The 24,309-nt window shown below is 69.2% G+C and carries 23 protein-coding genes; 13 read left to right on the forward strand and 10 right to left on the reverse strand.

What is annotated here, in order from left to right:
- Positions 1-2 precede the first annotated feature (2 nt).
- Positions 3-1,487, reverse strand: a complete 1,485-nt coding sequence (locus DEA06_RS10835; RefSeq protein WP_116648013.1) for a sugar ABC transporter ATP-binding protein — start codon at positions 1,485-1,487, stop codon at positions 3-5.
- 305 nt (positions 1,488-1,792) lie between these two features.
- Here DEA06_RS10835 and DEA06_RS10840 point away from each other — a divergent pair, with 305 nt between their 5' ends.
- The 3 genes from DEA06_RS10840 (at position 1,793) to DEA06_RS10850 (ending at position 5,146) form a co-directional block, all read left to right on the forward strand.
- Entirely contained in the window at positions 1,793-2,842 is a 1,050-nt protein-coding gene (locus DEA06_RS10840) for a substrate-binding domain-containing protein (protein ID WP_116648014.1), read from the forward strand.
- Between the two features lie 97 nt (positions 2,843-2,939).
- Positions 2,940-4,082, forward strand: coding sequence for a Gfo/Idh/MocA family oxidoreductase (locus DEA06_RS10845; protein WP_116648015.1), 1,143 nt, complete (start codon positions 2,940-2,942; stop codon positions 4,080-4,082).
- A gap of 59 nt (positions 4,083-4,141) precedes the next feature.
- Positions 4,142-5,146 (forward strand): sugar phosphate isomerase/epimerase family protein, encoded by a 1,005-nt coding sequence (locus DEA06_RS10850; protein WP_116648016.1) that lies wholly within the window; start codon positions 4,142-4,144, stop codon positions 5,144-5,146.
- Between the two features lie 175 nt (positions 5,147-5,321).
- Here DEA06_RS10850 and DEA06_RS10855 read toward each other — a convergent pair whose 3' ends face one another.
- The gene (locus DEA06_RS10855; RefSeq protein WP_116648017.1) at positions 5,322-6,167 is read right to left on the reverse strand and encodes an alpha/beta fold hydrolase; all 846 of its coding nucleotides are present in this window, start codon (positions 6,165-6,167) and stop codon (positions 5,322-5,324) included.
- An 82-nt stretch (positions 6,168-6,249) separates the two neighbouring features.
- On the opposite strand from DEA06_RS10855, the gene DEA06_RS10860 reads away from it, so the two are divergent.
- The 5 genes from DEA06_RS10860 to DEA06_RS10880 all read left to right on the forward strand — a co-directional run bounded on the left by DEA06_RS10860 (position 6,250) and on the right by DEA06_RS10880 (position 12,360).
- Positions 6,250-6,702: a MarR family transcriptional regulator gene (locus tag DEA06_RS10860; protein WP_240606916.1), complete on the forward strand. Its 453-nt coding sequence runs from the start codon at positions 6,250-6,252 to the stop codon at positions 6,700-6,702.
- Between the two features lie 65 nt (positions 6,703-6,767).
- Positions 6,768-8,111: an MFS transporter gene (locus tag DEA06_RS10865; protein WP_116648019.1), complete on the forward strand. Its 1,344-nt coding sequence runs from the start codon at positions 6,768-6,770 to the stop codon at positions 8,109-8,111.
- A gap of 240 nt (positions 8,112-8,351) precedes the next feature.
- A complete protein-coding gene (locus tag DEA06_RS10870; protein WP_116648212.1) occupies positions 8,352-10,082 on the forward strand; it encodes a dihydroxy-acid dehydratase in 1,731 nt (576 codons plus the stop codon).
- The gene (locus tag DEA06_RS10875) at positions 10,079-11,431 is read left to right on the forward strand and encodes an FAD-dependent oxidoreductase (RefSeq protein WP_116648020.1); all 1,353 of its coding nucleotides are present in this window, start codon (positions 10,079-10,081) and stop codon (positions 11,429-11,431) included. The genes DEA06_RS10870 and DEA06_RS10875 overlap by 4 nt, the downstream gene beginning before the upstream one ends.
- 116 nt (positions 11,432-11,547) lie before the next feature.
- A complete protein-coding gene (locus DEA06_RS10880) occupies positions 11,548-12,360 on the forward strand; it encodes a hypothetical protein (RefSeq protein ID WP_116648021.1) in 813 nt (270 codons plus the stop codon).
- A 156-nt stretch (positions 12,361-12,516) separates the two neighbouring features.
- On the opposite strand, the gene DEA06_RS10885 is transcribed toward DEA06_RS10880, so the two are convergent.
- The 8 genes from DEA06_RS10885 to DEA06_RS10920 all read right to left on the reverse strand — a co-directional run bounded on the left by DEA06_RS10885 (position 12,517) and on the right by DEA06_RS10920 (position 19,082).
- A complete protein-coding gene (locus DEA06_RS10885; protein ID WP_116648022.1) occupies positions 12,517-12,942 on the reverse strand; it encodes a DUF126 domain-containing protein in 426 nt (141 codons plus the stop codon).
- Positions 12,939-14,222: an aconitase X catalytic domain-containing protein gene (locus DEA06_RS10890; RefSeq protein ID WP_116648023.1), complete on the reverse strand. Its 1,284-nt coding sequence runs from the start codon at positions 14,220-14,222 to the stop codon at positions 12,939-12,941. Before DEA06_RS10890 ends, DEA06_RS10885 begins: the two co-directional genes overlap by 4 nt.
- A gap of 5 nt (positions 14,223-14,227) precedes the next feature.
- Positions 14,228-15,025 carry an ABC transporter permease gene (locus DEA06_RS10895; RefSeq protein ID WP_116648024.1) on the reverse strand — a complete coding sequence of 266 codons (798 nt, stop codon included), beginning with the start codon at positions 15,023-15,025 and terminating at the stop codon, positions 14,228-14,230.
- A gap of 1 nt (position 15,026) precedes the next feature.
- Positions 15,027-15,860, reverse strand: a complete 834-nt coding sequence (locus DEA06_RS10900; protein ID WP_116648213.1) for an ABC transporter ATP-binding protein — start codon at positions 15,858-15,860, stop codon at positions 15,027-15,029.
- Between the two features lie 55 nt (positions 15,861-15,915).
- Entirely contained in the window at positions 15,916-17,004 is a 1,089-nt protein-coding gene (locus DEA06_RS10905) for an ABC transporter substrate-binding protein (RefSeq protein WP_116648025.1), read from the reverse strand.
- A gap of 183 nt (positions 17,005-17,187) precedes the next feature.
- Positions 17,188-17,442, reverse strand: a complete 255-nt coding sequence (locus DEA06_RS10910) for a hypothetical protein (protein WP_116648026.1) — start codon at positions 17,440-17,442, stop codon at positions 17,188-17,190.
- 1 nt (position 17,443) lies between these two features.
- Positions 17,444-18,550, reverse strand: a complete 1,107-nt coding sequence (locus tag DEA06_RS10915; protein ID WP_116648027.1) for a hypothetical protein — start codon at positions 18,548-18,550, stop codon at positions 17,444-17,446.
- Position 18,551: 1 nt separating this feature from the next.
- Complete coding sequence (locus DEA06_RS10920) at positions 18,552-19,082, reverse strand: UGSC family (seleno)protein (protein WP_116648028.1); 531 nt, start codon at positions 19,080-19,082, stop codon at positions 18,552-18,554.
- 188 nt (positions 19,083-19,270) lie between these two features.
- On the opposite strand from DEA06_RS10920, the gene DEA06_RS16710 reads away from it, so the two are divergent.
- Genes DEA06_RS16710 through DEA06_RS10940 form a run of 5 tightly spaced genes read left to right on the forward strand, consistent with a single transcriptional unit; the run spans position 19,271 to position 24,308 of the window.
- The gene (locus DEA06_RS16710) at positions 19,271-19,738 is read left to right on the forward strand and encodes a MaoC family dehydratase (RefSeq protein WP_205781262.1); all 468 of its coding nucleotides are present in this window, start codon (positions 19,271-19,273) and stop codon (positions 19,736-19,738) included.
- Positions 19,735-20,652 carry an SDR family oxidoreductase gene (locus DEA06_RS16715; RefSeq protein WP_205781263.1) on the forward strand — a complete coding sequence of 306 codons (918 nt, stop codon included), beginning with the start codon at positions 19,735-19,737 and terminating at the stop codon, positions 20,650-20,652. Before DEA06_RS16710 ends, DEA06_RS16715 begins: the two co-directional genes overlap by 4 nt.
- Positions 20,649-22,253: an AMP-binding protein gene (locus DEA06_RS10930; RefSeq protein ID WP_165817979.1), complete on the forward strand. Its 1,605-nt coding sequence runs from the start codon at positions 20,649-20,651 to the stop codon at positions 22,251-22,253. The genes DEA06_RS16715 and DEA06_RS10930 overlap by 4 nt, the downstream gene beginning before the upstream one ends.
- Positions 22,250-23,140, forward strand: a complete 891-nt coding sequence (locus DEA06_RS10935; RefSeq protein WP_116648030.1) for an amidohydrolase family protein — start codon at positions 22,250-22,252, stop codon at positions 23,138-23,140. The genes DEA06_RS10930 and DEA06_RS10935 overlap by 4 nt, the downstream gene beginning before the upstream one ends.
- Positions 23,133-24,308 (forward strand): acyl-CoA dehydrogenase family protein, encoded by a 1,176-nt coding sequence (locus tag DEA06_RS10940; RefSeq protein WP_116648031.1) that lies wholly within the window; start codon positions 23,133-23,135, stop codon positions 24,306-24,308. Before DEA06_RS10935 ends, DEA06_RS10940 begins: the two co-directional genes overlap by 8 nt.
- Position 24,309: the final 1 nt, after the last annotated feature.

A 24,309-nucleotide genomic window follows, 5' to 3' on the forward strand; every position in this document is an offset into this window, starting at 1 on the left:
GCTCACGCGGCGGATCCTTTCATGACGAGGTCGAGCACTCCGTGCTCGTCGATCTGGTCGGACGGGAGGGTGCGGAGGATGCGACCGTCGGCGACGACGAGAACGACGTCGGCGAGTCCGAGCACCTCCTCGATCTCACTGGAGACGACGACGACGGCGTTGCCGGCGGCGGCGAGATCACGGATGAGGGTATAGATCTCGGCACGAGCGCCGACGTCGACGCCGCGGGTGGGTTCGTCCAGGAGCAGCACACGGGTTCCGTGCACCAGCCACCGGGCGAGCAGGATCTTCTGCTGGTTGCCGCCCGACAGCGTGCGCGCAGCCCGGTCGGGGTCGGCCGGACGCAGCTCGAACGCTTCGATCTGCTCGAGTGCCGTCTTCCGAGCGGAGCGGTCGTCGGTGAACCCGGCCTTGGTGAACTTCTTCATCGATGCCAGCGTGATGTTCACGAAGATCGGCTCGTCGAGCACGAGGCCCTGACTCTTCCGCTCTTCGGGCGACAGCCCGATGCCTGCGTTGACCGCGGAGACGACCGACCCCTTCTTCAGGGTCTTGTCTCCGACCTTGACCGAGCCGCGTGTCGCCTTGCGGGCCCCGTAGACCGTCTCGAGGATCTCCGACCGGCCGGAGCCGACGAGGCCGGCGAGTCCGACGACCTCACCTGCCCGCACCGTGAACGAGACGTCGTCGAAGACGCCGTCGAGCGCGAGGTCCTTCACATCGAGCACGGTGGCCGCGTCTGCAGCGATCGGCGTGCGCTCGGGGAAGACGTTGGCCACCTCGCGGCCCGTCATGAGGCGGATGAGTTCGGGAGTCGGAGTGTCGGCCGCCGAGAGGCCCACGGCGGTCGTGCGGCCGTCCTTCAGGACGGTGATGCGATCGCCGATCTGACGGATCTCCTCGAGGCGGTGGGTGATGTAGACCACCGCAATGCCCTCGGACGTCAGCTCGTGCACCACGTGGAAGAGGTTCTTGACCTCTTCGGTGTCGAGCACGGCGGAGGGCTCATCCATGATGATGAGCTTGATGTCGTGCGAGAGGGCACGCGCCATACTCACGATCTGCTTGTTCGCCGCGCTCAGCGACCCCACCTCGGTATGGGGCGAAAGGTTCGCGTGCCCGAGGCGCTTCAGGATCGCCGTGGTCTGCTTTGCGGCCTCCGACCTCTTGGTGAAGCCCCCGCGTGCGAGTTCATGGCCCAGGAAGATGTTCTCCGCGATGGTGAGGCCGTCGACGACGTCGAGTTCCTGGTACATCGTGGCGATGCCCAGCTCGATGGCGGACTCGGGCGACGGGATCTCGACGACCTCGCCGCGCCAGCGGATCTCACCTCCGTCGGGACGGTGAACACCGGCCAGGGTCTTGATGAGGGTGGATTTGCCCGCACCGTTCTGCCCCAGCACACAGTGGACCTCGCCCGGCGCTATATCGAGATCGACGCCGCGCAAGGCCCGGACGCCGGCGAAGGACTTCGTTACACCCCGCACCTGGAGTAATGACGACTGATGGTCAACTTTGATCACCGGGCGAACATAACACGACACCGCACCAGCGCGCGACCCTTTCCCGCGAGCCGATGCGGTGAGCGCGCAGACACCACCCGCGCACGCGCGAGCGGGCGTTTGCGCGCCCGTGGACAGGTCACCCGAACTTATAACCGTCGGATAACAAAAGTTGCCCAATCGACCATCACTTCTGTTACGGTGATGCTCGTCAGCGTGGACCTCTCCTTCGTATGGAACTCCCGAGAGCACGCCGGCCCAAGCTGCATCACATTCAAGGAGGAAAGAACATGCGCACAATCCTGAAGTCGCGCTCTCGCCTGGTTCTCACCGGCGTTGCGCTTCTCGCCAGCGTCGGACTTCTCGCGGGTTGCACCGGCGGTGCCACCGAGGGTGAGAACGTCGTCGACCAGGGCACCACGACCGAAGAGAACGCCGAAGCCGGCGACACGGTCGTCATCGGCTTCTCCGGCCCCGCGGCCGACCACGGTTGGCTCGGCGCCATCAACTCCGGCGCCCTCGCGGCCGCCGAGAGCTTCTCCGACGTCGAACTCCGCCAGGCCGAGGGAACCAACGACGTCACCGCGCAGATCGCGGCCGTCGAGACGTTCATCAACGACGGCGTCGACGCCATCGTGCTGCTCCCCAGCGACGGCGCGGCCCTGACCGAGGTCGCGATCAAGGCGATGGAGGCCGGCATCCCGGTCATCAACGTCGACCGCGAGTTCTCGAGCCCGTTCGCCGCGCGCTCCACCGTTCTCGGTGACAACTACGGCATGGGCGTCAGCGCCGGTACCTACATCTGCGAGCAGCTCGGGGACAACCCCGACGCGATCGTCGGCGAGATCGCCGGCATCGACTCGCTGCCGCTGACCCAGGACCGCTCCGCGGGCTTCGCCGACGCGCTGTCGGACTGCGGCCTCGAGGTCGGACCCCGCGTCGCCGCGGACTTCACGGTGCAGGGCGGCGAATCGGCCACCTCGCAGATGCTCTCGGCCAACCCGCAGATCGACGCCATCTGGAACCACGACGACGACCAGGGCATCGGCGTCCTCGCGGCGATCTCGGCTGCCGGTCGCGACGAGTTCTTCATGGTCGGCGGCGCCGGTAGCCGCAACGCCATGGAAGAGATCGAGTCCGACACCGGCGTGCTGAAGGCCACCGTCATCTACCCGTCGACCCAGGCCGCGGACGGCATCGCCCTCGCTCGCCTCATCGCACAGGGCAAGACCGCGGGCGACCTGATCACCCCGAGCGTTCCGAACCGCATCGTCCTCGACGCACCCGTCGTGACGAAGGACAACGTCGCGCAGTTCATCGACCTCGCGTTCGAGTCCTGATCTGATCGTGTGGGGGCACCCGTCATCCGGGTGCCCCCACCTTTCACCCACTGTCTAGAGAAAGACCTTTGCCTTGACCAAGCCCCTCCGCGTCGCAATGATCGGCGCCGGTTTCATGGGTGTCGCTCATTCCCAGGGATGGCGCGTCGCTCCTCGCTTCTTCGAACTCCCCCTGCAACCCGAGATGTCGGTGCTCGTCGGCCGCGATCTCGAACGCACGCGGACGTCCGCCGAATGCTGGGGCTGGTCGGAGGCTGCCACCGACTGGCGCGAGGTCATCGCCCGCCCCGACATCGACGTGGTCGACATCGTCACCCCCGGTGACACCCACGCGGAGATCGCCATCGCCGCGCTCGACGCCGGCAAGCACGTGCTCTGCGAGAAGCCGCTGGCCAACACCGTCGCCGAGGCCGAGGCCATGACGGATGCTGCCGAACGCGCCGCCGCGCGCGGGGTGCGCTCCATGGTCGGCTTCACCTACCGCCGCGTCCCCGCGGCCACCTTCGCCCGCGACCTCGTCGCCGCCGGCCGCATCGGCGACATCCGCCAGGTGCGCGCCGAGTACCTGCAGGACTGGCTCAGCGACGCCGAGGCGCCGCTCACCTGGCGCCTGCAGAAGGACCGCGCCGGGTCGGGAGCTCTGGGCGACATCGGCGCCCACGCCGTCGACCTCACCGAGTTCATCACCGGCCAGACCCTCTCGCGCGTCTCGGGCATCCTCGAGACGATCGTCGCCGAGCGCCCTCTCCTCGGAGAGTCGTCGGGGCTGTCGGGCACCGCGACCACCGAGCGCGGCGCGGTCACGGTCGATGACCTCGCCCTCTTCACGGGGCGCCTGTCCTCGGGCGCTCTCGCCTCCTTCGAGGCCACCCGCTTCCGCACCGGGCGCAAGAACGCCCTGCGCATCGAGATCGCCGGCTCCACCGGCGCGCTCTCGTTCGACCTCGAACGCCTCAACGAGCTCGAGTACTACGACGCCACGGCTCCGGCCGAGGAGCAGGGGTTCCGCCGCATCCTCGTCACCGAGCCCGGCCACCCGTACGTCGGCAACTGGTGGCCCGCCGGCCACATGCTCGGTTACGAGCACGGCTTCTCCCACCAGGCGAAGGACTTCGTCGAAGCGATCGCCGAGGGCTCCGCCCCCACGCCGTCCTTCGCGGACGGCCTGCACGTGCAGCGCGTCCTCGACGCCGTGGAGCGCAGCTCGAACGACGACAGCGCCTGGACGGCCGTCGACTGACCGACTTCTCCTCCCCCGCCTCCTCAGGCGATTCCGAGTACCGACGAAAGGACACCGCGATGGCGCGACCGATCACGCTTTTCACCGGCCAGTGGGCAGACCTGCCCTTCGAGGAAGTCGCCCGCCTCGCGGGCGAATGGGGCTACGACGGCCTGGAGATCGCCTGCTGGGGCGACCACCTCGACCCGTGGCGCTGGGACGACGACGCCTACGTGCAGGGCAAGCTCGACGTGCTCGAGCGCAACGGCCTGAAGGTGTGGACGATCTCGAACCACCTCAAGGGCCAGGTCGTCTGCGACGACCCGATCGACCAGCGTCACCGCGATATCGTCTCGGATCGCGTGTGGGGCGACGGCGACCCGGAGGGCGTGCGCCAGCGCGCCGCCGAAGAGCTCAAGAACACCGCGCGCCTGGCCGCGAAGCTCGGCGTGAAGACCGTCACCGGCTTCACCGGCTCGTCGATCTGGAAGTACGTCGCGATGTTCCCGCCCGCCAGCGCCGAGATGGTCGCCGCCGGCTACCAGGACTTCGCCGACCGCTGGAACCCGATCCTCGACGTCTTCGACGAGGTCGGCGTGCGGTTCGCCCACGAGGTGCACCCGTCGGAGATCGCGTACGACTACTGGACCACGAAGGCCGCCCTCGAGGCGATCGGTCACCGCGAGGCGTTCGGGCTCAACTGGGACCCGTCGCACATGGTGTGGCAGGACATCGACCCGGTCGGCTTCCTGTGGGACTTCCAGGACCGCATCTACCACGTGCACTGCAAGGACACGAAGAAGCGCCTCGTCGACGGTCGCAGCGGTCGCCTCGGGTCGCACCTGCCGTGGGCCGACCCGCGCCGCGGCTGGGACTTCATCTCGACCGGCCACGGCGACGTGCCGTGGGAAGACGCCTTCCGCATGCTGAACGCCATCGGCTACCAGGGGCCGCTGTCGGTGGAGTGGGAGGACGCCGGCATGGACCGCCTCGTCGGCGCCCCCGAGGCGCTCGGCTTCGTCCGTCGCCTCTCGAGCTACGAACCGTCGGCCGCGGCCTTCGACTCGGCCTTCAGCACGAAGTAGCCTCGACGACAAGGGCCCGACTCCCCAGCCCGGGGGTCGGGCCCTTGCTCTGTGCCGGCCAGCTCCCGCGCGCAGCATCCAATCCACCTTCCGCTGCGCGAATCAACACTCCGCCGCTGCGCGGGAGTGTGGACTCGACCACGGATGCGTTGATCGGATGCTGCGCAGACCCGCGTCAGGTGCGGGAGGGGAAGCGCGGGGCGAGCCACGCGAGCAGATCGGCGCGCACCTCGGCCTGGTTGAGCTCGTTGAAGATCTCGTGCCGGGCGTCGGGGTACACGAGCGTCGTGACGTCGGTGAGACCGGAACGCGCGCGGTAGGCATCGGCGAGCTTGTGCACGCTGCGGGGACCGCCGACCGAGTCCTCCCGCCCGACCATCAGCAGCGCCGGGATGTTCCGCAGGTCGCGGGCGGGGCGCCCGAACAGCCGTACGGCGTCGAGCGGGCCGAAGAGCTTCAGCAGCGGTACCGAGGTCGTCAGCGGATCATCGAGGAAGGCCTGTCCGACGTCGGGGTCGGACGAGAGCCACTCGGTTCCGGTGGCGCCCTCGGCCTTCCACGCCGCGTTGAGGTTTCCGGCGTTCAGCGAGCCGGGCCAGCGCAACGCTGATCCGCTCAGGACGAGGGCGTCGTAGAGGTCAGGATGCTGGTTCACCAGGATCTGCGCGAGGAACGATCCCCACGAGTGGCCGACCAGCACGAGAGGCAGACCGGGGTTCTCGTCGCGGATGCGCTCGGTCAGCTCCCGCACCGCGTCCACCGCCGCGCGGTGTCCGCCGCGCCCCAGCCGTCCGAGCTTCGCGGGATCGCCGCCGTGCTGGCGCATGCCGGTGCGCCCGTGGCCGCGGTGGTCGTCGGCATAGACGGTGTAGCCCTCGGCGACGAGCGAGTCGACGAGCGCGCCGTAGCGACCGGCGTGTTCACCCACGCCGTGCAGCAGCTGCACCACGGCGCGGGGTCGATCGGCGGGATGGACGTCGTAGACGATCGCGACACCGTGCGCATCGGCGAACTCGGGCATGTCGCCGAGCCTAGCGGGGCAGTGGCGTGAACCCTCTTCCACCCTGCCCTTAGCTCGACTAATGAGTTATGCTAAACACTGCATGAACGACTCGACGACGCCCCCAGAACCACCGAGCGACCTCGGCACCGCAGCATCCGATTTTCGGATGGCGACCTTCCGACTCGCCCGCCGCCTCCGCGCCCAGCGCGCGGTCGACACGATGAGCGATGGCCAGTTCGCCGTGCTCGCTGCCCTCAAGGTCTTCGGACCGCACACGCTCGCCGAGCTCGCCACCCGCGAGCGGGTGACCGCGCCGTCGATGAACCGCACCGTCAACAGCCTCGAGGAGTCGGGGCTGCTCAGCCGCACGCCCTCGCTCGACGACCGCCGCAAGATCACGCTCGATCTGACCGACGAAGGACGCTCCGTCGTGGTCGAGACGGCCCGCCGCCGCGACGCATGGCTCGAGGGGGCGCTGGCCGAGATCACCGACGACGACCGCGCCACTCTCGCCCGCGCCGCGCAGATCATGCAGAGGCTGGCAGACCGATGATCCCCACGACCCCTCCCCGCGCCGCTCGCGCGTCGCGCGGAGCCTCTGGCCGCGTGGGCCCAGCGATGTTCCGATCGTTCGCGGTGTTCAACTACCGCGTGTGGTTCGTCGGCGCTGTCGTGTCGAACGTCGGGGCGTGGATGCAGTCGACGGCCCAGAGCTGGGTCGTGCTCACCCAACTCACCGACGGCGACGCCGGCGCGATGGGCGTGACGATGGCGCTCCAGTTCGCGCCACCCCTGCTGCTGGTGGGAGTGACCGGGTGGGTGGCCGACCGCTTCGACCGCCGGCGGCTGATCATGGTGACGCAGACGGTCATGCTGCTGCTGGCCGTCGCCCTCGGTGTGCTCGTGCTCACCGGCGTCATGACCCTGCCGCTCATGTACGGCTTCGCCCTCGCCCTCGGCGTGGTCACGGCGTTCGACAACCCGGCTCGCCAGGCGTTCGTCTCCGACCTCGTCGCGCGAGAGAACGCGTCGAACGCCGTAGCGCTCAACGCGGCGTCGTTCAACACCGCACGCCTCATCGGACCCGCCGTCGCCGGCGTGCTCATCGTGCTGATCGGCAGCGGTTGGGTGTTCCTCGTCAACGCCTTCACCTTCGTCGCCATGCTCGCAGCCCTCGCCATCATGCGCCCGCACGAGCTCGTGCCGCGCCCGAAGATGCGGGGCAGCTCACGCCTGGCCGACGGATTCCGCTACGTCGGAAAGCGCGGCGACCTGGCGGTCATCTTCGTGATGGTGTTCCTCCTCGGGGCCTTCGGCATGAACTTCCCGATCTTCGCGTCGACCATGGCTCTCGAGTTCGGACAGGGGGCCGACGGATTCGGTCTCCTCAGCTCGATCCTGGCGATCGGCTCGCTCACCGGCGCGCTCCTCGCCGCCCGTCGAGAACGCGCGCGACTGCGGCTGGTGGTGGTCGCCGCCGGCGGTTTCGGAATCGCCATGCTCGCCTCCTCGATCGCCCCGAGCTACCTCCTGTACGCCGTGACCCTCGTCTTCGTCGGTTTCTCGGTCGTCACGATGCTCACCACGGCGAACGGCTACGTGCAGACCACGACCGACCCCGCCCTGCGCGGTCGGGTACTGGCCCTCTACATGGCGATCCTTCTCGGCGGCACGCCCGTCGGCGCTCCCGTGGTCGGCTGGATCGCCTCGGAGTGGGGCCCGCGCGCGGCCATCCTCGTCGCCGCGATCGCGGCGCTCGTCGCCTGCGCGGTCGGCGTCACCTGGACCCTCCTCTCGGGCCGCGTGCATCGCCACGAGAGCCGGCGCTTCGCCCTCACGCTCGACGAGACGCGTCCGATCGATGTCGTGCCCGAACCGGTTCCGGAGGAGTTCAGCGACGAGGTCGCGGGCACCACCGCCATCCCCCTTCCGCGTCCGAACGAGTCCGCCCCCCACCGCTGACGCATCGCCGAAAGTGCCCGTTTTCGCCGAGAGAGGCCGAGCAAACGCGCACCTTCGGCGAAAACGGGCACTCTCGCCGCTTTCCGGCGCCGCGGGAACGCCTTCCGCTGAGTGGAAAGGAGGGGCGGATGCTGCGGCCCCTCCGACGTACGTTGGATGCGGCGATCGGCACTCCCCGCGATCGCTGACAACGACCGCGCCGACGCGGTGCGGTCGGCACGGCTGAGATCGAGGACGACGATGCCCGAACTGCGCAGCAACCTGCCTCCCACCTCCGCTCTGGGAATCGCCCGGCGCGCCCATTGGGTCTCGCTCGGGATCCCCGTGTCCGACCTGCGCAAGCCGAAGGTCGCGATCGTCAACACCTCGTCGGAGCTCGCCGCCTGCTACGCCCACCTCGACGAGATCGTCCCGGTGCTCAAGGAGGAGCTCCGCGCGCAGGGGATGCTGCCGTTCGAGATCCGCACGACCGCTCCGAGCGACTTCGTCACCAGCGCCGGTCGGGCCGGGCGCTACATCCTGCCCAGCCGCGACCTCATCGTCAACGACATCGAGGCGGCCGTCGAGGGCGCGAAGCTCGACGCGATGATCTGCCTCAGCTCGTGCGACAAGACCACGCCCGCGCACCTGATGGCCGCCGGGCGCCTGAACATCCCGACCGTCGTCGTGGCGTGCGGCTACCAGCACTCGGGCCGCGCCGAGGGGCGCGAGGCCGACGTCGAGGAGGTCTTCCTCCTCGCGGCGAAGTCTGCCGTCACCGGCGAACCCGTCGACGACCTCGAAGAACTCGCCGACGACGCGATCCTCGGCCCCGGCGTCTGCGCCGGGATGGCCACCGCCAACTCGATGCACGTCGTGGCCGAGGCCCTCGGTATGGCCGTGCCGGGATCGACGCCGGTGCGCGCGAACAGCGAACGCATGTGGGATGCCGTGCGTCGCTCGGCCGCGGCGCTGGCCGACCTGGTCGAGCGCGATGTGCGCCCGCGCGACATCATCACGGCCGGGTCGATCCAGAACGCCGTGCGGGCCATGCTCGCCGTCGGAGGCTCGATGAACACGATCAAGCACCTCCAGGCGATCGCGGTGGAGTCGGGGATCGACGTCGACGTGTGGGAGGCGTTCCGGGTGCTCGGACGCCAGACCCCCCTCCTCGCCTCGGTGCGCCCCAACGGCCCCGCGCTCGTGGAGGACTACGAAGACGCCGGCGGCGCGGCGACGATGCTCCGCGAGCTCCGCCCCCTGCTCGACCTCGGTCGGCTCACCGTGACCGGACAGACGATGGGCGAGGCGCTGGAGTCCGCGGCCCCCGCGGACGGCATCGTCATCCGCTCCCTCGACCACCCCTTCGGCACCGACCCGGCGATCTCGGTGCTGCGCGGCACGCTCGCCCCCGGCGGCGCGGTCGCCAAGCGTCCGGTCCCCGACCCCGGCCCCCACCGCTTCACCGGTCCCGCTCGCGTCTTCGCCAACCGCGAGGAGGCGATCGACGGGATATCCAGCGGGCGTCTGCGCGAGGGCGACGTCGCCGTCATCCGGGGCATCGGCGTCTCCGGAGCGCCCGGGATGGGACTCACCTCCGCCTTCATCTTCGCCCTGCACGCACGCGGTCTCGCCGACAGCGTCGCGCTCGTCACCGACGGTCAGTTCAGCGGCCTGGTGAACCAGGGCGTCTCCGTCGGCGAGGTCTCCCCCGAGGCCGCGGCCCCCGGCGCTCCGCTCGGTCTGGTCAGAGACGACGACGTGATCGACATCGATCTCGCCGAGGGCCGGGTCGACCTGCTCGTCGATCCCGCCGAGCTGGCGGCGCGCCCGCCGTACTCGCCCCCCGTCGAGCGCGACTCCGGCGGCGGGATGCTCGACCAGTACGAGCAGCTGGTGCAGCCCCTCTCGTGCGGCGCCGTCCTGTGCGCCCGCCCGGGGCGCAGCACCTGCGAGAAGACCCCCGAACAGCGAACGAAGGAAACGGTATGACCTCTTCCACCATCCACCTTCCCGCGCGCGCGGTCCCGGTGATCGGCGAGTACGACGTGGTCGTGATCGGGGGCGGGCCCGCGGGGCTCCTCGCGGCGACCGCCGCTGCCCGAGCGGGCATGTCGACACTGCTCGTCGAGCGGTACGGATTCCTCGGCGGCGCGGGCACGATGGGTGGGCTCAGCACGTTCTGCGGTCTACACGCCAGGGTCTTCGGCGAAGACAAGCTCGTCATCCACGGGTTCGCCGACGAGCTCCTCGACCGCCTCACCGCGCTGGATGGCTTGAACACCCCTCACCTGACGATCGAGAACCGCATCATGGCGGTGTCGTTCGACATCTCGGCGTACAAGATCGCGGCCGACGAGCTCGTTCTCGCCGCCGGCGCCGAGCTGCTCTTCCACGCGACGGCGGTCGATGTGGTGATGTCCGACGAGAAGACGATCGACGCCGTCGTGCTGGAGTCGAAGTCGGGCCGCAGCGCCGTCCGCGCCCGGTTCTTCATCGACGGATCGGGCGACGCCGACATCGCCGCCTGGTCGGGGGCACCCTTCGAGCGCTCCCCCGAGTTGCTCTTCCCGTCGCTGATGTTCCGCATCAACGGCGTGCACCCCGAGGAGGCCGGCGAGGCGTGGAAGACCATCCGGCGCCTCATGGAAGACGCCGAGGCCGCGGGCACGCACTCGTTCCCCCGCAAGAAGCCGATCGTGCGTCCGCAGCGCAACCCGCTCGAGTGGCGTTCGAACCTTACCCAGCTCCACAACGACGACGGCACCGCCGTCGACGGCACCGATGTGCGCCAGCTCACCCACGGCGAGATCCAGGGGCGCCAGCAGGTCAAGGAGACGTTCGCCTTCATCCGCGAGCGCACCCCCGGTTTCCAGGACTCGTACGTCGTCGACATCGCGCCCCAGATCGGCATCCGCGAGACGCGTCGCATCGTCGGCGGCTACCAGCTGACCCAGGACGACGTGCTCGGCAACGCCGACTTCGACGACACGATCGGGGTCAACGGGTGGCCCGTCGAGGCGCATGTCGCCGGTGACGTCGAGTTCCGCTTCGCCCCCGAGGGCAGCCGCGGCTTCCACCAGCTGCCGTACCGCATGATCGTTCCCCAGCAGGTCGGCAACCTCCTCGTCGTCGGCCGATCGGCATCGATGACGCAGGGCGGTCAGTCGTCGGGCCGGGTGACGGGCCCCTGCTTCGCGATGGGCCAGGCCGCCGGCACGGCCGCCGCGCTCGCGCTCTCGGGCGGCACGGATGCTGCGGACATCGACGTCTCCGCGCTGCAAGCGCAGCTCGCGACAGACGGCGCCTACCTCGGCACCGACCTCACCGTCGCCGTGTAGGCCGCCGCCGCCGCAACTGCGAAGCGGGCAACGCCTGCGCCCGTCGCACAACGTGGGCATTCGAAGCCGGCTTCTCACGAGACAGCTGACACCCGGGGCTCGATACATTGACTCCCGTGATCATGAATCTCGAGATTGATCAGGACTGGTTCTTGGAGGGGGCCTTCCCCGCAGTGGTCCTCGGCGCCGAGCCCGGTCCGCAGTGGTGTCAGGCATATGCGCCACTCGCTGAGCAAGGGGTCGGGATTGCGTACGGCGACCTCACTGAGACCACCCTGCGCAAGGAAGTTTCGCTGTCATTCCTCGAGCCGGTCATAGAGATCGTCCCTCGGCTGAGCGTCGTGACGATCGACCGCGTGTTGGACGTGGAGGTGCTGGAGCGAGCATCAGCACTGACCAATCTCGTCCTCCAGTGCAACGGTCCGTTGCGTGTCGACCTCAGCCGACTCCCCCTGCTTCGCGAGTACCAAGGTCGCGTGACCGCCGGCACCGCCTCGGTGCTGGCGAATCCGCACCTCGAACGCCTTGAGCTGACAGGGAGAACACCGAAGAAGCTACCGGCGATCGCGGCGCCCCTGACGACCTACCGACAGATTGGCGGCACGCCCGAACTACCAGAATTCCTTCACCCCGAGCGCCTCACGGAAGTAGAGAGGGCTGGAAGTAGGACTTTTGATCTGACGATCCTCCGCCAGTTCGAACAGCTGCAGCGGTTCAGACTGGAGAGATGCCCAGACGTGACAAATGTGCGGGAGATCGACTCATTACGTCATCTCGACAGCATCGTCCTGCAGAACTGCACGACCTCGGAGTCATGGGCGAACTTCACACCCCCGCGACATGGCTACCTCACGGGCTTGCGTCCCCCTCTTCCGAAGGAATTCGCGGCCAGACTTCACCAGCTGGGGTGGGCCACTGACACCGCCTGACCCCGCGTCGCGTGGCACACCACCACGGCCGCAGCATCCGCCCCTCGCCGTCACGACGGGAGGAGGTCTCACGAAGGGAGGACCCTGAGCACCCGGGGCGTCCTCCGCTCGTGAGAACTCCTCCGTGCGTCCTGCGCGCAGGACGGCCGCGCGGGTCTACGCGGCTCGACGCAGGATCGTCACCACGCCGTGGTCGCCGTCCACGCGCACCCAGTCGCCGGTGCGGATCGCGGCCACGGGGTCAGGGCTGCACTCGACCACGCTGGGAACGCGGGTGACGATGGCTCCGAGCACGGCCTTCGTCGTCATGACGTTGAACACCATCGCGCGCGGGGCCGTGCCCATGAGGCGAGTGCTCTGGAAGAAGCCCGACCAGCCCGACGAACCCTTCGCGCCGGGGAAGACGAGGATCTTGTCGGTGAAGCACACGCCGAACAGCTCGTGGCGCGGCTCGATCACCGTGCCCTTCGACGGGTCGATACCCCCGAACCCCGAGATCGTCTCCGTCGAGACGAGGGCCTCACCCTCGACGACGCCGGCGACGATCGGTCGACCGGTGAACGTCTCCACGACGGTGGTCATCGCGAGAGCTCGCCGCGCCAGGTGCCCGTGACCGCAGCATCCACGCACTCCTCGAGAGTGCCGAACCAGCCCTCGATGCCCAGGATGGCCGGCAGGTAGTGCACCTGCTTGGCCGAGTCGGTCGCCATCACGCGGGTCCCGTCGGGGGCGGCCTTCGACATCGCGGGACACGAGTCGGTCAGAACGCGCCCGCCGGCCCGTTCGATCGCGCGGGTGTAGCCGCTGCGATCGGCCATGGTGCGGATCGCCGCCGGCGTCATCACCCAGAGCTCGGTGTCGGAATGGATGCGGCGTCCCTCGAGGCGTCGGGCGACGCGCTCGAGCTGGTCGAGCGAGGCGTGCGGACAACCGAGGATGATGAAGTCGACGTCCGTCGATTCGCCCTGGTCGTTGAGGGTCTCGTAGACCAGGCGGCGTTCGGCCTCGCCGTACACGAGCGGCTCCGGGACGGCGGCACCGCCGAACGCGGCCTCGAGCGACGTCGCCTCGGGCGTCACGCCCGGGATGTGGTAGATCTCGACGCCGCCGGCGGTGGCCGTCGCGGCACCGAAGTGCTTGAGGTCGGCCAGATCGGGGTTCACGAGCTCGCCCGTGATCACGGGCCGCCCCTCCTGGACGGCGTCGCCGACGAAGTACCCCAGCATCCCCCACTCCTGGAAGTCGTCGACGGGTACGCCCGCGACGAGATGGTGCGTGCCGAAGCGGTTCTCGGGGAGATGGTTTCCCCAGTAGGGGATGCGGCCGGTCAGCCCGGCGGCCCCGGTGGAGGCGCCCCCTTCGCAGTTCGTCCGCGCCCCGAGCACGGAGTTGCAGTAGACGACCGCCGACGACTCCATCCACGCGCAGTGCTCGCCCCGCACCGGGATGTTGCCCACCTGGTAGGGGGTGCAGGTGGCGAGGATGTTCACGCCGCGTTCGCTGAAATACGACTCGGCATCGCCCTGCAGCACGATCGACTGCTCGGGATAGGACGTGAGTCCCGACGCATCCTTGCCGAAGCCGTGCTGCAGTTGGCACGTCGGCACCTTCATGCGAGGAATCTCGATGTCGTCGTCGCAGTCGAGGTTGATGACCGCGAACGACTTCGCCCAGCCGCCCTCCTCGACGAGTTTCGCCTTGGCCGGCGAGGGCTGGGTCATGGTGCCCGCGACGTTGCGCGTCTCGCACAGCCGCTCCGCACCGAGGGCCTCGCCGTAGCGGATCAGCAGATCCATCGCGGCGGCCACCGCTCCGCCCTCGGCGCCGTCGCGCATGCCCTTCTCCTCGTCGGTGAGCAACACGGGCGTCAGGCCGTCGCTTCGCGCAGGCCGTAGACCGACTCGTGCCAGGGGATCACGAAGCGCTTGGCCTCGTTGACGATCAGGTAGAGCACGAGCCCGATGAGCGAGAGCAGGATGATGAGTGCGAACGTCCTCGCGGCATCCAGAGAACTCATCGCCCTCACCACCATCGCCCCGAGCCCCACGCTGCCGCCGAGGTACTCTCCGACGATCGCGCCGATCGTCGCGAGCACGATCGCGACCTCCATCCCGGCGAAGAGGTAGGGCTGAAGGCTCCGCATCTCGAGCTGGAGGAAGGTCTGCGCGCGGCTCGCGCTGATGCTGCGCATCACCTCGCGCTGCCCCTGCTCCACCGAGCGGACGCCGAGCAACACGTTGAGCATGACGGGGAAGAAGGCCAGGAGCGCGGCGAGCAGCACCTTCGACGTGATGCCGAAGCCGAACCAGATCACGAAGAGCGGGATGAAGGCGACCTTCGGTGCGACCTGGGCCGCGACGATCAGGGGACGGATGCTGACCTCGAGCCACGGGAGCTTGCCCAGCACCACACCGACGACGATCCCGCTGACGACGGCGATCGCGAACCCGACGATGATCTCGAGGACGGTCACCCCGACCTCTTCCCAGGTGCCGCCGTCACCGAGGAGCACGACGAGGGCCTCGCCGACGGCGAGCGGCGGCGGGAAGACCAGCGGATTCACCTCGAGCGAGGTCACGAGGATCTGCCAGACGGCGATGATGACGATGATGAGGGCGGGCGTGACGATCCACGGCAGCAGCTTCATGATCCGGGGCTTGGGCATGTCAGTGCTCCTCGTCGAGGTCGTGGCGGAGGGCCCGCACGATGTCGTTGAACTCGGGCATGGTCTGCAGATCCACCGAACGGGGCTTGGGGAAGTCCGCGGGAAGGATCTGACGGATGCGTCCGGGGCGCGGCGTCATGTGCACGACCCGGTCGGCGAGGAAGACCGCCTCGGGGATGTCGTGGGTGACGAACACCACCGTCGAGTTCGTCTCCAGGACGATGCGCTGCAGCTCGAGGTTCATGCGCTCGCGCGTCAGCGCGTCGAGGGCCCCGAACGGCTCGTCCATCAACAGCAGGTCGGGCTTCGTGCTCAACGCTCGCGCGATGGCCGCGCGCTGGCGCATGCCTCCTGAGAGCTCGCGCGGGTACGACTTCTCGAACCCGGCGAGACCGACCAGCTCGGCCAGCTCGCTCGCGCGGCGCCGCCGCTCCGTCTTGCCGACGCCGCGGATCTTCAGCGGCAGCGCGATGTTGTCGAGCACCGAGAACCACGGGAAGAGGTTGCTCTCCTGGAAGACGAAACCCAGCTTCGTCACCGCGGAGCTGTCGACGCGTCCGTCGCGCCACAGCTCCTTTCCGTCGACGGCGATGGTGCCCGCCGTCGGCGGCAGGAGCCCCCCGATCATGCGCAGCAGCGTGGTCTTGCCGCATCCGGAACGCCCGATGAGGGCGACGAACTCCCCTCTCTGGATCGACAGGTCGACCCCCGACACGGCGTGGGTCGTGCCGTTCTTGGTGTGGAAGTCGCGTCCGACGCCCTGGATGTGCAGGCTGGGGACGGCGGTGGCTCCGCCCGTGGGGGCCGTGGTGGTGTCGAGCGTGTCGTTTCTCATCGGCATGCCTCTCATTCGTCGAGTGCCGCGGGGGTCGGCGTGGACTGCGGGCGGATCAGCCGGCGGGGAGGTAGTCGTTCGTGATCCACTGGAGCGGGTCCTGCCCGCCCTCGACGAAACCGGCCTTCGTGTAGACCTCGTAGGTGTCCGACCAGGCGTCCATGTCGTTCTCGAGCAGCGAGACGCTTCCGTCGGGGTCGACCCAGGTGCCGGTCACGTACTCGGCGAGCGCCGCCCGCGCGACGGTGTCGTCCTGAAGCGCGGGGAAGTTCCAGTCGCCGCTGTCGCGCATGATCTGCAGCACGTTGTCGAAGTTGTTCTCCGCGTCGTCGATGACGAACTGGGTGGCTTCCTTGATCGCGGTGAGGAACAGCTCGATCTCCTCGACCCGTTCCGGGTTGTCGAGGTTGGACTGCGTGGTGATCCACGTCTGGATGTCGGGCTGGTCGACGAGTCCGACCTGCTCGATGACCGCGTCGTCGTTCTGCTGCTCGATCGCGAGCGAGGTGTCGAGGCTGACGATGTAGCCCGCGAGCTGTTTCTGGCGCACGACCTCGAGGGTGGCGGCCGTGACGGGGACGGCCTGGCGGGTGACCGAGTCCTGGTCCACGCCCGCCTCGTCGAGGGCGAGGTTCAGCATCTTCTCGCTCGTCCCGCCGATCGAGCCCATGCCGATGGTCTTCCCCGACATGTCTGCGGGATCGACGATCGGGTCCTCCGTCGTCGAGACGACCCGCAGATTCGACCGATAGGCCATCGTGCCCACCGCGGTGATCGGCTGACCGCTCTCCATGGCGGGGAAGACGTCGACCGTGCTGGCGCGGGTGATGGTCGTCGCCCCGCCCACGAGCGACTGGATCGCGGCGGCCGTGCCCTGCACGGGCTGAAGGTCGACGTCGAGCCCGTTCTTCTCGAAGTAGCCGCCCGAGGAGGCGAACATCTCGGGCGTGAAGCTGAACGACTCCAGCGGCAGGAAGGTGACGACCGTCATCTCTTTGAGCTCGCCGTCGGAACCGGAGGGGCTCTGCCCTCCTCCGCCCGAGCAACCGGCGAGGGCGAGGGCTCCGGCAGCGATCAGGGCCGCCGTGGCACGGATGCCGCGCCGTGCGCGCGAGGGGGCCGTCGAGGTCTGTGCGGTGATCATGTCTGACTCCTGTGTCGGAACGATCCGCCCGCAGCGTTGCGGTCGGCCTGCCCGAGTCTGCCGACCGCTCTCGCCGACTCCAACCCGAGTTTTCACTCAGCGAAAGGATAGTTGCTGGCTGTGAAAGCCCTCCACGAACGATGACCCCCGGCCGTCTGGCCGAGGGTCACTGTTCGCGCGACCTCAGTGGGCGTCGGCGGGCAGCACGACGTGGTCGAGGCTGTAGGGCGTCGGCTCGAGGGCCGCGGCCATGATCGCCTCCATCACCGGCTGCGGCACGAGGCAGTCGGCGCACGCGCCCTCCGTGGCGTCGATGCGAACGACGATCTTCTCGTCGTCGGCCGGCGTCCACGACAGCACGTAGCCGTCGGTCGCCATCATGTCGGTGAACTGCTTCAGCGCAGCATCCACCGATGCCGCTTCGGTCGGGTCTGTCATGTCACTCTCCGATCCTGCTGTACGAGTACGGGAACTCCCGGGGCGGGTTGAGCGTGAACACCTCGACGATCGCCGAGACGCCCGCGTTGTTCGCGCCGGCGACCATGATCTGCACCGAGGTGCGATGGCTGAGCGAGGGCACGACATCGGGCTCGTCGGTGGAGCTGGCCGAGTCGGGCATCGAGTCGGGATGATCGGATGCGAGGCGCCACCGGGTCTTGTGCGACAGGGCGTCCTTGCCCACCGCGACGAGCTCGTCGCGGGTGCGGTGCGCGTTGTCGAAGATGAAGTCGCGCAGGTCGTCCTTGCTCCAGCCGGCCGAGGCGAACACCTCGGCGTGCTCGGGAGTGAGCACGAGAAGGGCGCTGGTGTACTCGTGGATGAGCGCACCCGTGCGCCGGATGGTGTCGACGTAGTCCAGGGCGAGCTGCTCGGGAACCATCGTGTGCCGCGCCTCGATGTGCACGACCGAGCGGATCACGTAGGCCGTGACCACGCTGTCGGACGCGTCGAAACCGTACTCGGTGTGCAGCGGGGGCCAGGGGCTCTGCTCCTCGTTCTCGCCGATGCACGAGGAGTACTTCGACGGGTTGCCCTGCGTGGCCTGGTCGAGCTTGTGCGGGTGCAACCCGAAGACGTTGATGCAGCCGAGCCGGATCGCACGACCGATCGTGGCGTTCGAGCGGGTTCCCGATCCGAAGATGTTCCCCTCGCTGTTCAGCCCGATCTCGTGACGGATCGGTCCGTTGACCACGAGGAAGGGGGCGGTACCCGTCGTCGACTGCCAGATGCCGCGCGCCGGGTGCGGCTCCTTCGCGATCGCCTCCCATGCGGCGACGACGACGGGGAAGTACTCGGGCTTGCACCCGGCGAGCGCCGCATTGATGGCGGCCAGCTTGATGGTGAGGTGCCGGTTCAGGTGGGTGATCGTGAAGATCACCTCGGCGGGATCGCGGTCGACCGCCGCGAGGAAGGGAGCCAGCGACGACTCGGTCACCGGAACGACCGGCAGCCCGTCGGTCCACTCCTGGTCCCAGTAGTAGTCGAGGATCTCGTGGATGCGGTCGATGTCGACGTCGGGGATGTTCCCGAGGATCTGCGCGGTCATCTCACCCCTCCAGACCGAGGATGCGGACGACCTCGGGCACGGCGACGAGAGCGCGCTCGCGCACCTCCGGCGCCGACAGGCTGGCCATCGGGTGCTGCACCGCGTGGAAGTCGAACCCGGGGAACCCCTGGACGGAGGCCATCGCCCGCCCCGACATCAGGAACGAGTCGGAGGTGATCGCCACGGTGGGGATGCCGGCCCGCTCGAAGAGGATGCCGTCGGCGACGGTCGCGGCGCTGCACGAACCGCAGTCGCCCACAGCGGTGATCACGACGTCGCACTCGGCCACGATCCGGTCGAGGAGCTCCTTCTTCACGGGGGTGCCGAAGTAGTCCTTCGTGTACAGCCGGGATTCCCCCGCACCGTAGTGCTCGCGGAGCTCGGTGACGATGTTCTCCAGCAGCATGGTGGAGTTCGGCTTGGTGTTGTCGAGCAGGCCGATCGTCAGGCCTTTGAGGCTCACCGGTCTGGGCGACAGGGTGTCGTCCTGCGTGTTCTCGGCCGTTCCCGTGGGGTCCAGCAGAAGTTCCATGTTCGCCATCGCGGCTCGCCCTTCGTCGTCATCGGTCGTCGGCGACCCGACTATGACACGGCGCCTGATCGACCCCGCGGGGCACTTCCACCAGGTGAAAAACCGCTGTCGTCCGCACGCGGACTACCGAGAGGATCGCCAGGGACGAGCCGCCGCGACGGCGCGCGACACGCAGCGAAGGAGCTGGCATGACAGAGACACGCACGGCGACCCCCACGACGATGGCGGAGTTGCCCGCGCTGGCCGGAGCAGAGCTCGGCCCGTCATCGTGGCGGGAGGTGCCGCAGGCCGACATCGACACCTATGCGGTGCTGACCGGAGACGACAACCCGATCCACGTCGACGAGGTGCGCGCCGCATCCTCTCCCTACGGCGGTCGGATCGCTCACGGCATGCTGACGCTCAGCATGGTCGTCCTCCACCTCCGCGAGATCTACCGCGTCACCGACGCCGGCATGGGCATCGTGTACGGGTTCAACCGCATCCGCTTCCCGAACGCGGTGCGCTCGGGCGCCCGCATCCGCGTCGGCGGCACCGTGTCGCAGGTGGAGGAGATCACGGGCGGATACCAGGTGACCCTCGAGCTGGTCTTCGAAACGGAGGGCGAGACGAAACCCGTCTGCGTCGCCGAACTCGTCCTGAGGCACTACCGGTGAGCGCCGTCCGCCTGGACGGGCGCGTCACCATCGTCACCGGCGCGGGACGCAGCCTCGGCCGCGCCTACGCGATCGCCCTCGCCGACGCCGGATCGGCCGTGGTCGTGAACGACGTCGACGCCGAGAGCGCCGAGTCGACCGTCGCGCAGATCGTGGAGCGGGGCGGTCGCGCGGTCAGCTCGATCGGAGCGGTCGGACCCGCCGAGACCGCCGACGCCCTCGTCGCTGCGGCCGTCGACACCTACGGCCGTCTCGACGCGCTCGTCGCCAACGCCGGAGTGCTCCGCGACCGCGTGCTGTGGAAGATGTCGGATGCGGAGTTCGACGCGGTGGTCTCGAGCCACCTGCGCGGAACCTTCACCTGCGGGCGGGCCGCCGCGACGTACCTGCGCGAGCAGGGCGAGGGCGGTCGGCTCGTGCTCATCGGGTCGCCCGCCGGCCAGTTCGGCAGCTTCGGCCAGACGAACTACGCGGCGGTCAAAGCCGGACTGGTCGCGATGGCCCGCACCTGGTCGCTCGAGCTCGCTCGAGCCGGGATCACGGCCAACGCCGTGGTGCCGACGGCGCTCTCGCCGATGACGGCGACCATCCCGGCGTACGCCGAGCTCTACGAGCGCTACCTCGCGGGCGAGCCCATCCCGGCCTCGTTCCGGCACGACAACGCGCTCGGGACTCCGGAGGACGTCGCCCCGCTGATCGTCTGGCTGGCCTCGGCCGACGCCGGCGACGTCACCGGTCAGGCGATCGGCATCGGCGGCGACAAGCTCACCCTGTACTCGCACCCCGCCGAGCTCGACGCCGCATACTCCGACGGCGGATGGGATGCGGCGGGGATCGCCGACACCTGGCGGTCGACCTTCTCCTCGCAGGCGCAGCACTCCGGCCCGCCCGTGCGGAAGGCGGTGGGCGCATGACGTCGGCTCCGCACTACAGCGACCTCTGGCAGGGAATCGCCCGCGCCGCCCCCGACCGCCCCGCCGTCATCAGCCGCGACGGCACGGTGACGTGGTCGCAGCTCGCCGCCGAAGCGGGCGCGCTCGCGACGCATCTGGTCGATCGTGGCCTGAAGGTCGGAGACGCGGCAGCGCTCCTGCTCTACAACCGCACCGAGTACCTCGCCTTCACCTGGGCGTGCCTCGCCGTCGGGGTCTCGCCCGTGGCGATCAACTACCGCTACCGTGCCGGCGAGGTGCGCGAGCTCGTGCTCGACTCGGAGGCGCGGGTTCTGCTCACCACCCGCAGCCTGGGCGAGCTGGCCCGCGAGGCCGTCACAGGACTCGACGTCGAGATCATCGAGGTCGACGACGGCTCGCCCGCCACGGCCGGCGCGCTCGATTACGCCGATGTCGTCGCCACGGGCGGGGCGCTCCCCGAGAGCGCACCGCGGGGGGCCGAGTTGCGGCTCTACACGGGCGGCACGACGGGGTCGCCGAAAGCCGTCGTGTGGGATCTCGATACGCTGCTCGTCGCGCGACGGCAGTCGACGTGGGGCCTGCTCGGAATCACCCCTCCGGAGGATCTCGCCGAGGCGGTTCAGATCGCGGTCGACCCCGCCACTCCCCGGATCGTGACCCTCCCCCTGACGCCGCTCCTGCACGGCACGGCGCAGTCGACGACGATGGGAACGATGGCGCTCGGCGGCACCGTGGTGCTGCATGCCGCTGCGCGCATGGACATGGAGGAAGCCGCCGACCTCATCGCGGAGTTCGACGTCTCGCGCCTCATCGTGGCCGGAGACGCCCTCGCCCTGCCCCTGGCCGAGACCGTCGAACGTCGCGGCACGGGCCTGCCCGGAGTGCGGTGGATCCTGAGCTCGGGAATGCGCTTCAGCGACGACGTGAAACGGCGACTGCACGCCCTGGGCGACCTGGCCATCGTCGACATGCTCGCCTCGAGCGAGGGCGGCCCGTTCGCGTTCGGAGTGACGCACGGGGAGGACGAACTGCCCGCCCGGCTCGTGCTCACCCCCGGCGCGGTGCTCCTCGACGACGACCTCGCCGAGATCCAGGCCGATGCGGGGGCTCTCGGCATCCTGGCCTTCCGCGGCATCCTTCCGAAGGGCTACTACCGCGATCCCGCGAAGACGGCCGAGACGTTCCCCACCATCCGCGGCAACCGCTACATCATGCCCGGAGACTGGGCACGCGCGAGGGGCGACGGCTCGGTCGAGCTGCTCGGGCGCCTCAGCGCGGTCGTGAACACCGGCGGCGAGAAGGTCTTCCCCGCCGAGGTCGAGGAGGCCCTCCTGTCGCACCCGACCGTCGACGACGCCGTCGTCTTCGGCCTGCCCGATCGCCGCTTCGGCGAAGTCGTGAGCGCGATGGTCTCCCCGGTGCCCGGGCGCGAGATCGACGTCGAGGAGCTGCGGACCTACCTCGACGAACGTCTCGCCGGCTACAAGAAGCCCCGGCACGTCTTCGTGCGGGCGAGCCTCGAACGGTCGATGACCGGGAAGGTCGAGCTCGCCCGCGTCAAACAGGACGCGGAGCGCGAGCTGGCGGAGGCGGTGCGATGAGCGCGGGCTGGCCGGGGTTCGACCCCGCGAAGGTGTCGATGATCGACGTGCACGTGCACGTGTCGATCGACGAATCGGGACGCACGGCCTCGCCGCCCGCGCTCACCGAGGCGATGGCGGCCTACTTCAAGAGCAGCGAGAAGCCGCGCACCGTCGATCAGACCGCGGAGTACTACCGCGCCCGCAACACCGGCGCCGTCGTGTTCACCGTCGATGCGACCACCAACCTCGATCATCGCCCGAACAGCGTCGACGACCTGGTCGCGGGTGCGCGAAGGAACTCCGACGTGCTGATCCCCTTCGGAAGCGTCGATCCGCTGCAGGGCGAAGCCGCCGTCGAAGAGGCGAGACGCCAGGCGATAGAACTCGGCGTGCGCGGGTTCAAGTTCCACCCGTCGGTGCAGGCGTTCGACCCGTCCGACCCCGCCTACATCCCGCTCTTCGCCGCGATCGAAGAGCTCGGGCTGCCGATCCTCGTCCACACGGGCCAGACCGGCGCGGGAGCGGGGCTCCCGGGCGGATGGGGCTTCCGGCTCAGCCTGTCGAACCCGATGCTGCTCGACGACGTCGCGGCGCGGCATCCTCACCTCCCCGTGATCATGGCGCACCCGAGCGTCCCCTGGCAGGACGAGGCGATCTCGATCGCGACGCACAAAGCGAACGCGTGGATCGATCTGTCGGGATGGTCGCCGAAGTACTTCCCGCCCGCGCTGGTGCGCGCGGCGCGCACGTACCTGAAGCACAAGGTGCTCTTCGGATCCGACATGCCTGCGCTCACCCCCGAGCGGTGGCTGACCGACTTCGCGCTGCTGGAGTACCCCGACGACGTGCGCGCGATGATCCTGAAGGACAACGCGGTGCGACTCCTGGGCCTCGCGGGTGAGTGACGCGGCGACCGACCTGTTCGGCTTCTCCGACCGGCTCTCCCCCGCCGCGCGGGCCAAGCTCGCGGCGCTGCGGGCGCTCCTCGACGAGCGCGCGCGGCCTCACCTGGCGCAGTGGTGGGAGGACGCCCACTGCCCCGCGCATCTGCGCCGGGAGCTCGCCGCGCTCGACCTGGAGGACGACCCGGCCGTCGCAGGACCCGACGGAACCCCCGACCCCCTCTACGTCGGTTTCAAGCACTTCGAGTTCGCCCGGTGCGACATGTCGATTGGCACGATCTACGGCGGCCAGGTGGGCATGTTCCGCACCGTGGTGCGTGAAGGCGGCTCGCCGGAGCAGGTCGCCCGGTGGGACCCGGGGATCGCCTCGTTCTCGGTGACCGGATGCTTCGCCCTGACCGAGCCGGAGCACGGCTCGGATGTCGCCGGCGGCATGCAGACCACGGCGACCCGCGACGGCGAGGGGTGGCGTATCAGCGGTCGCAAGCGATGGATCGGGAACGCGGCCATCTCGGACGTCATCCTCGTCGTCGCCCGCGATGCGTCCGACGGGCGGGCGAAGGTCTTCCTCGTACCCCGGGAGGCACCGGGGGTCTCGCTCACCGACATCTCGGGCAAGATCAGCCTGCGGATGGTGCGCAACGCCGACATCGAGCTGACAGACGTCGTGGTTCCGGAGTCGGACCGCCTGCAGCGCATCGACGACTTCGGCGACCTGTCGGCGATCCTCGCGAAGCTCCGGCACGTGGTCGCCTGGAACGCGGCCGGCCTCCAGGTGGGCGCCTACGAGGCGGCGCTCGCCTACGCCCTCCGGCGCGAGCAGTTCGGCCGGCCGATCGCCGGCTTCCAACTCGTGCAGGAGAAGCTGGCACGGATGCTGGGAAACGCCACCGCCTCGCTCGCGATGGCGGTGGGCCTCACCGACCTGCGAGAGGCGGGACGCCTGGGTGAGGAGCACGCGGCACTGGTGAAGATGTGGACGGCGGATCGCGCGCGCGAGACCGTCGCACTCGCGCGGGAGGTGTGCGGGGCGGAGGGCATTCGCGTCGACACCGACGTGGCGCGGATGTTCGCCGACGCCGAGGCGCTCTACACGTTCGAGGGCACCCGCGAGATCAACGCCCTCATCGTGGGCCGAGCGGTCACCGGTCTCAGCGCATTCACCCGCTGAG

It is taken from the genome of Microbacterium sp. Gd 4-13 (assembly GCF_003095395.1).
Lineage (GTDB): Bacteria > Actinomycetota > Actinomycetes > Actinomycetales > Microbacteriaceae > Microbacterium.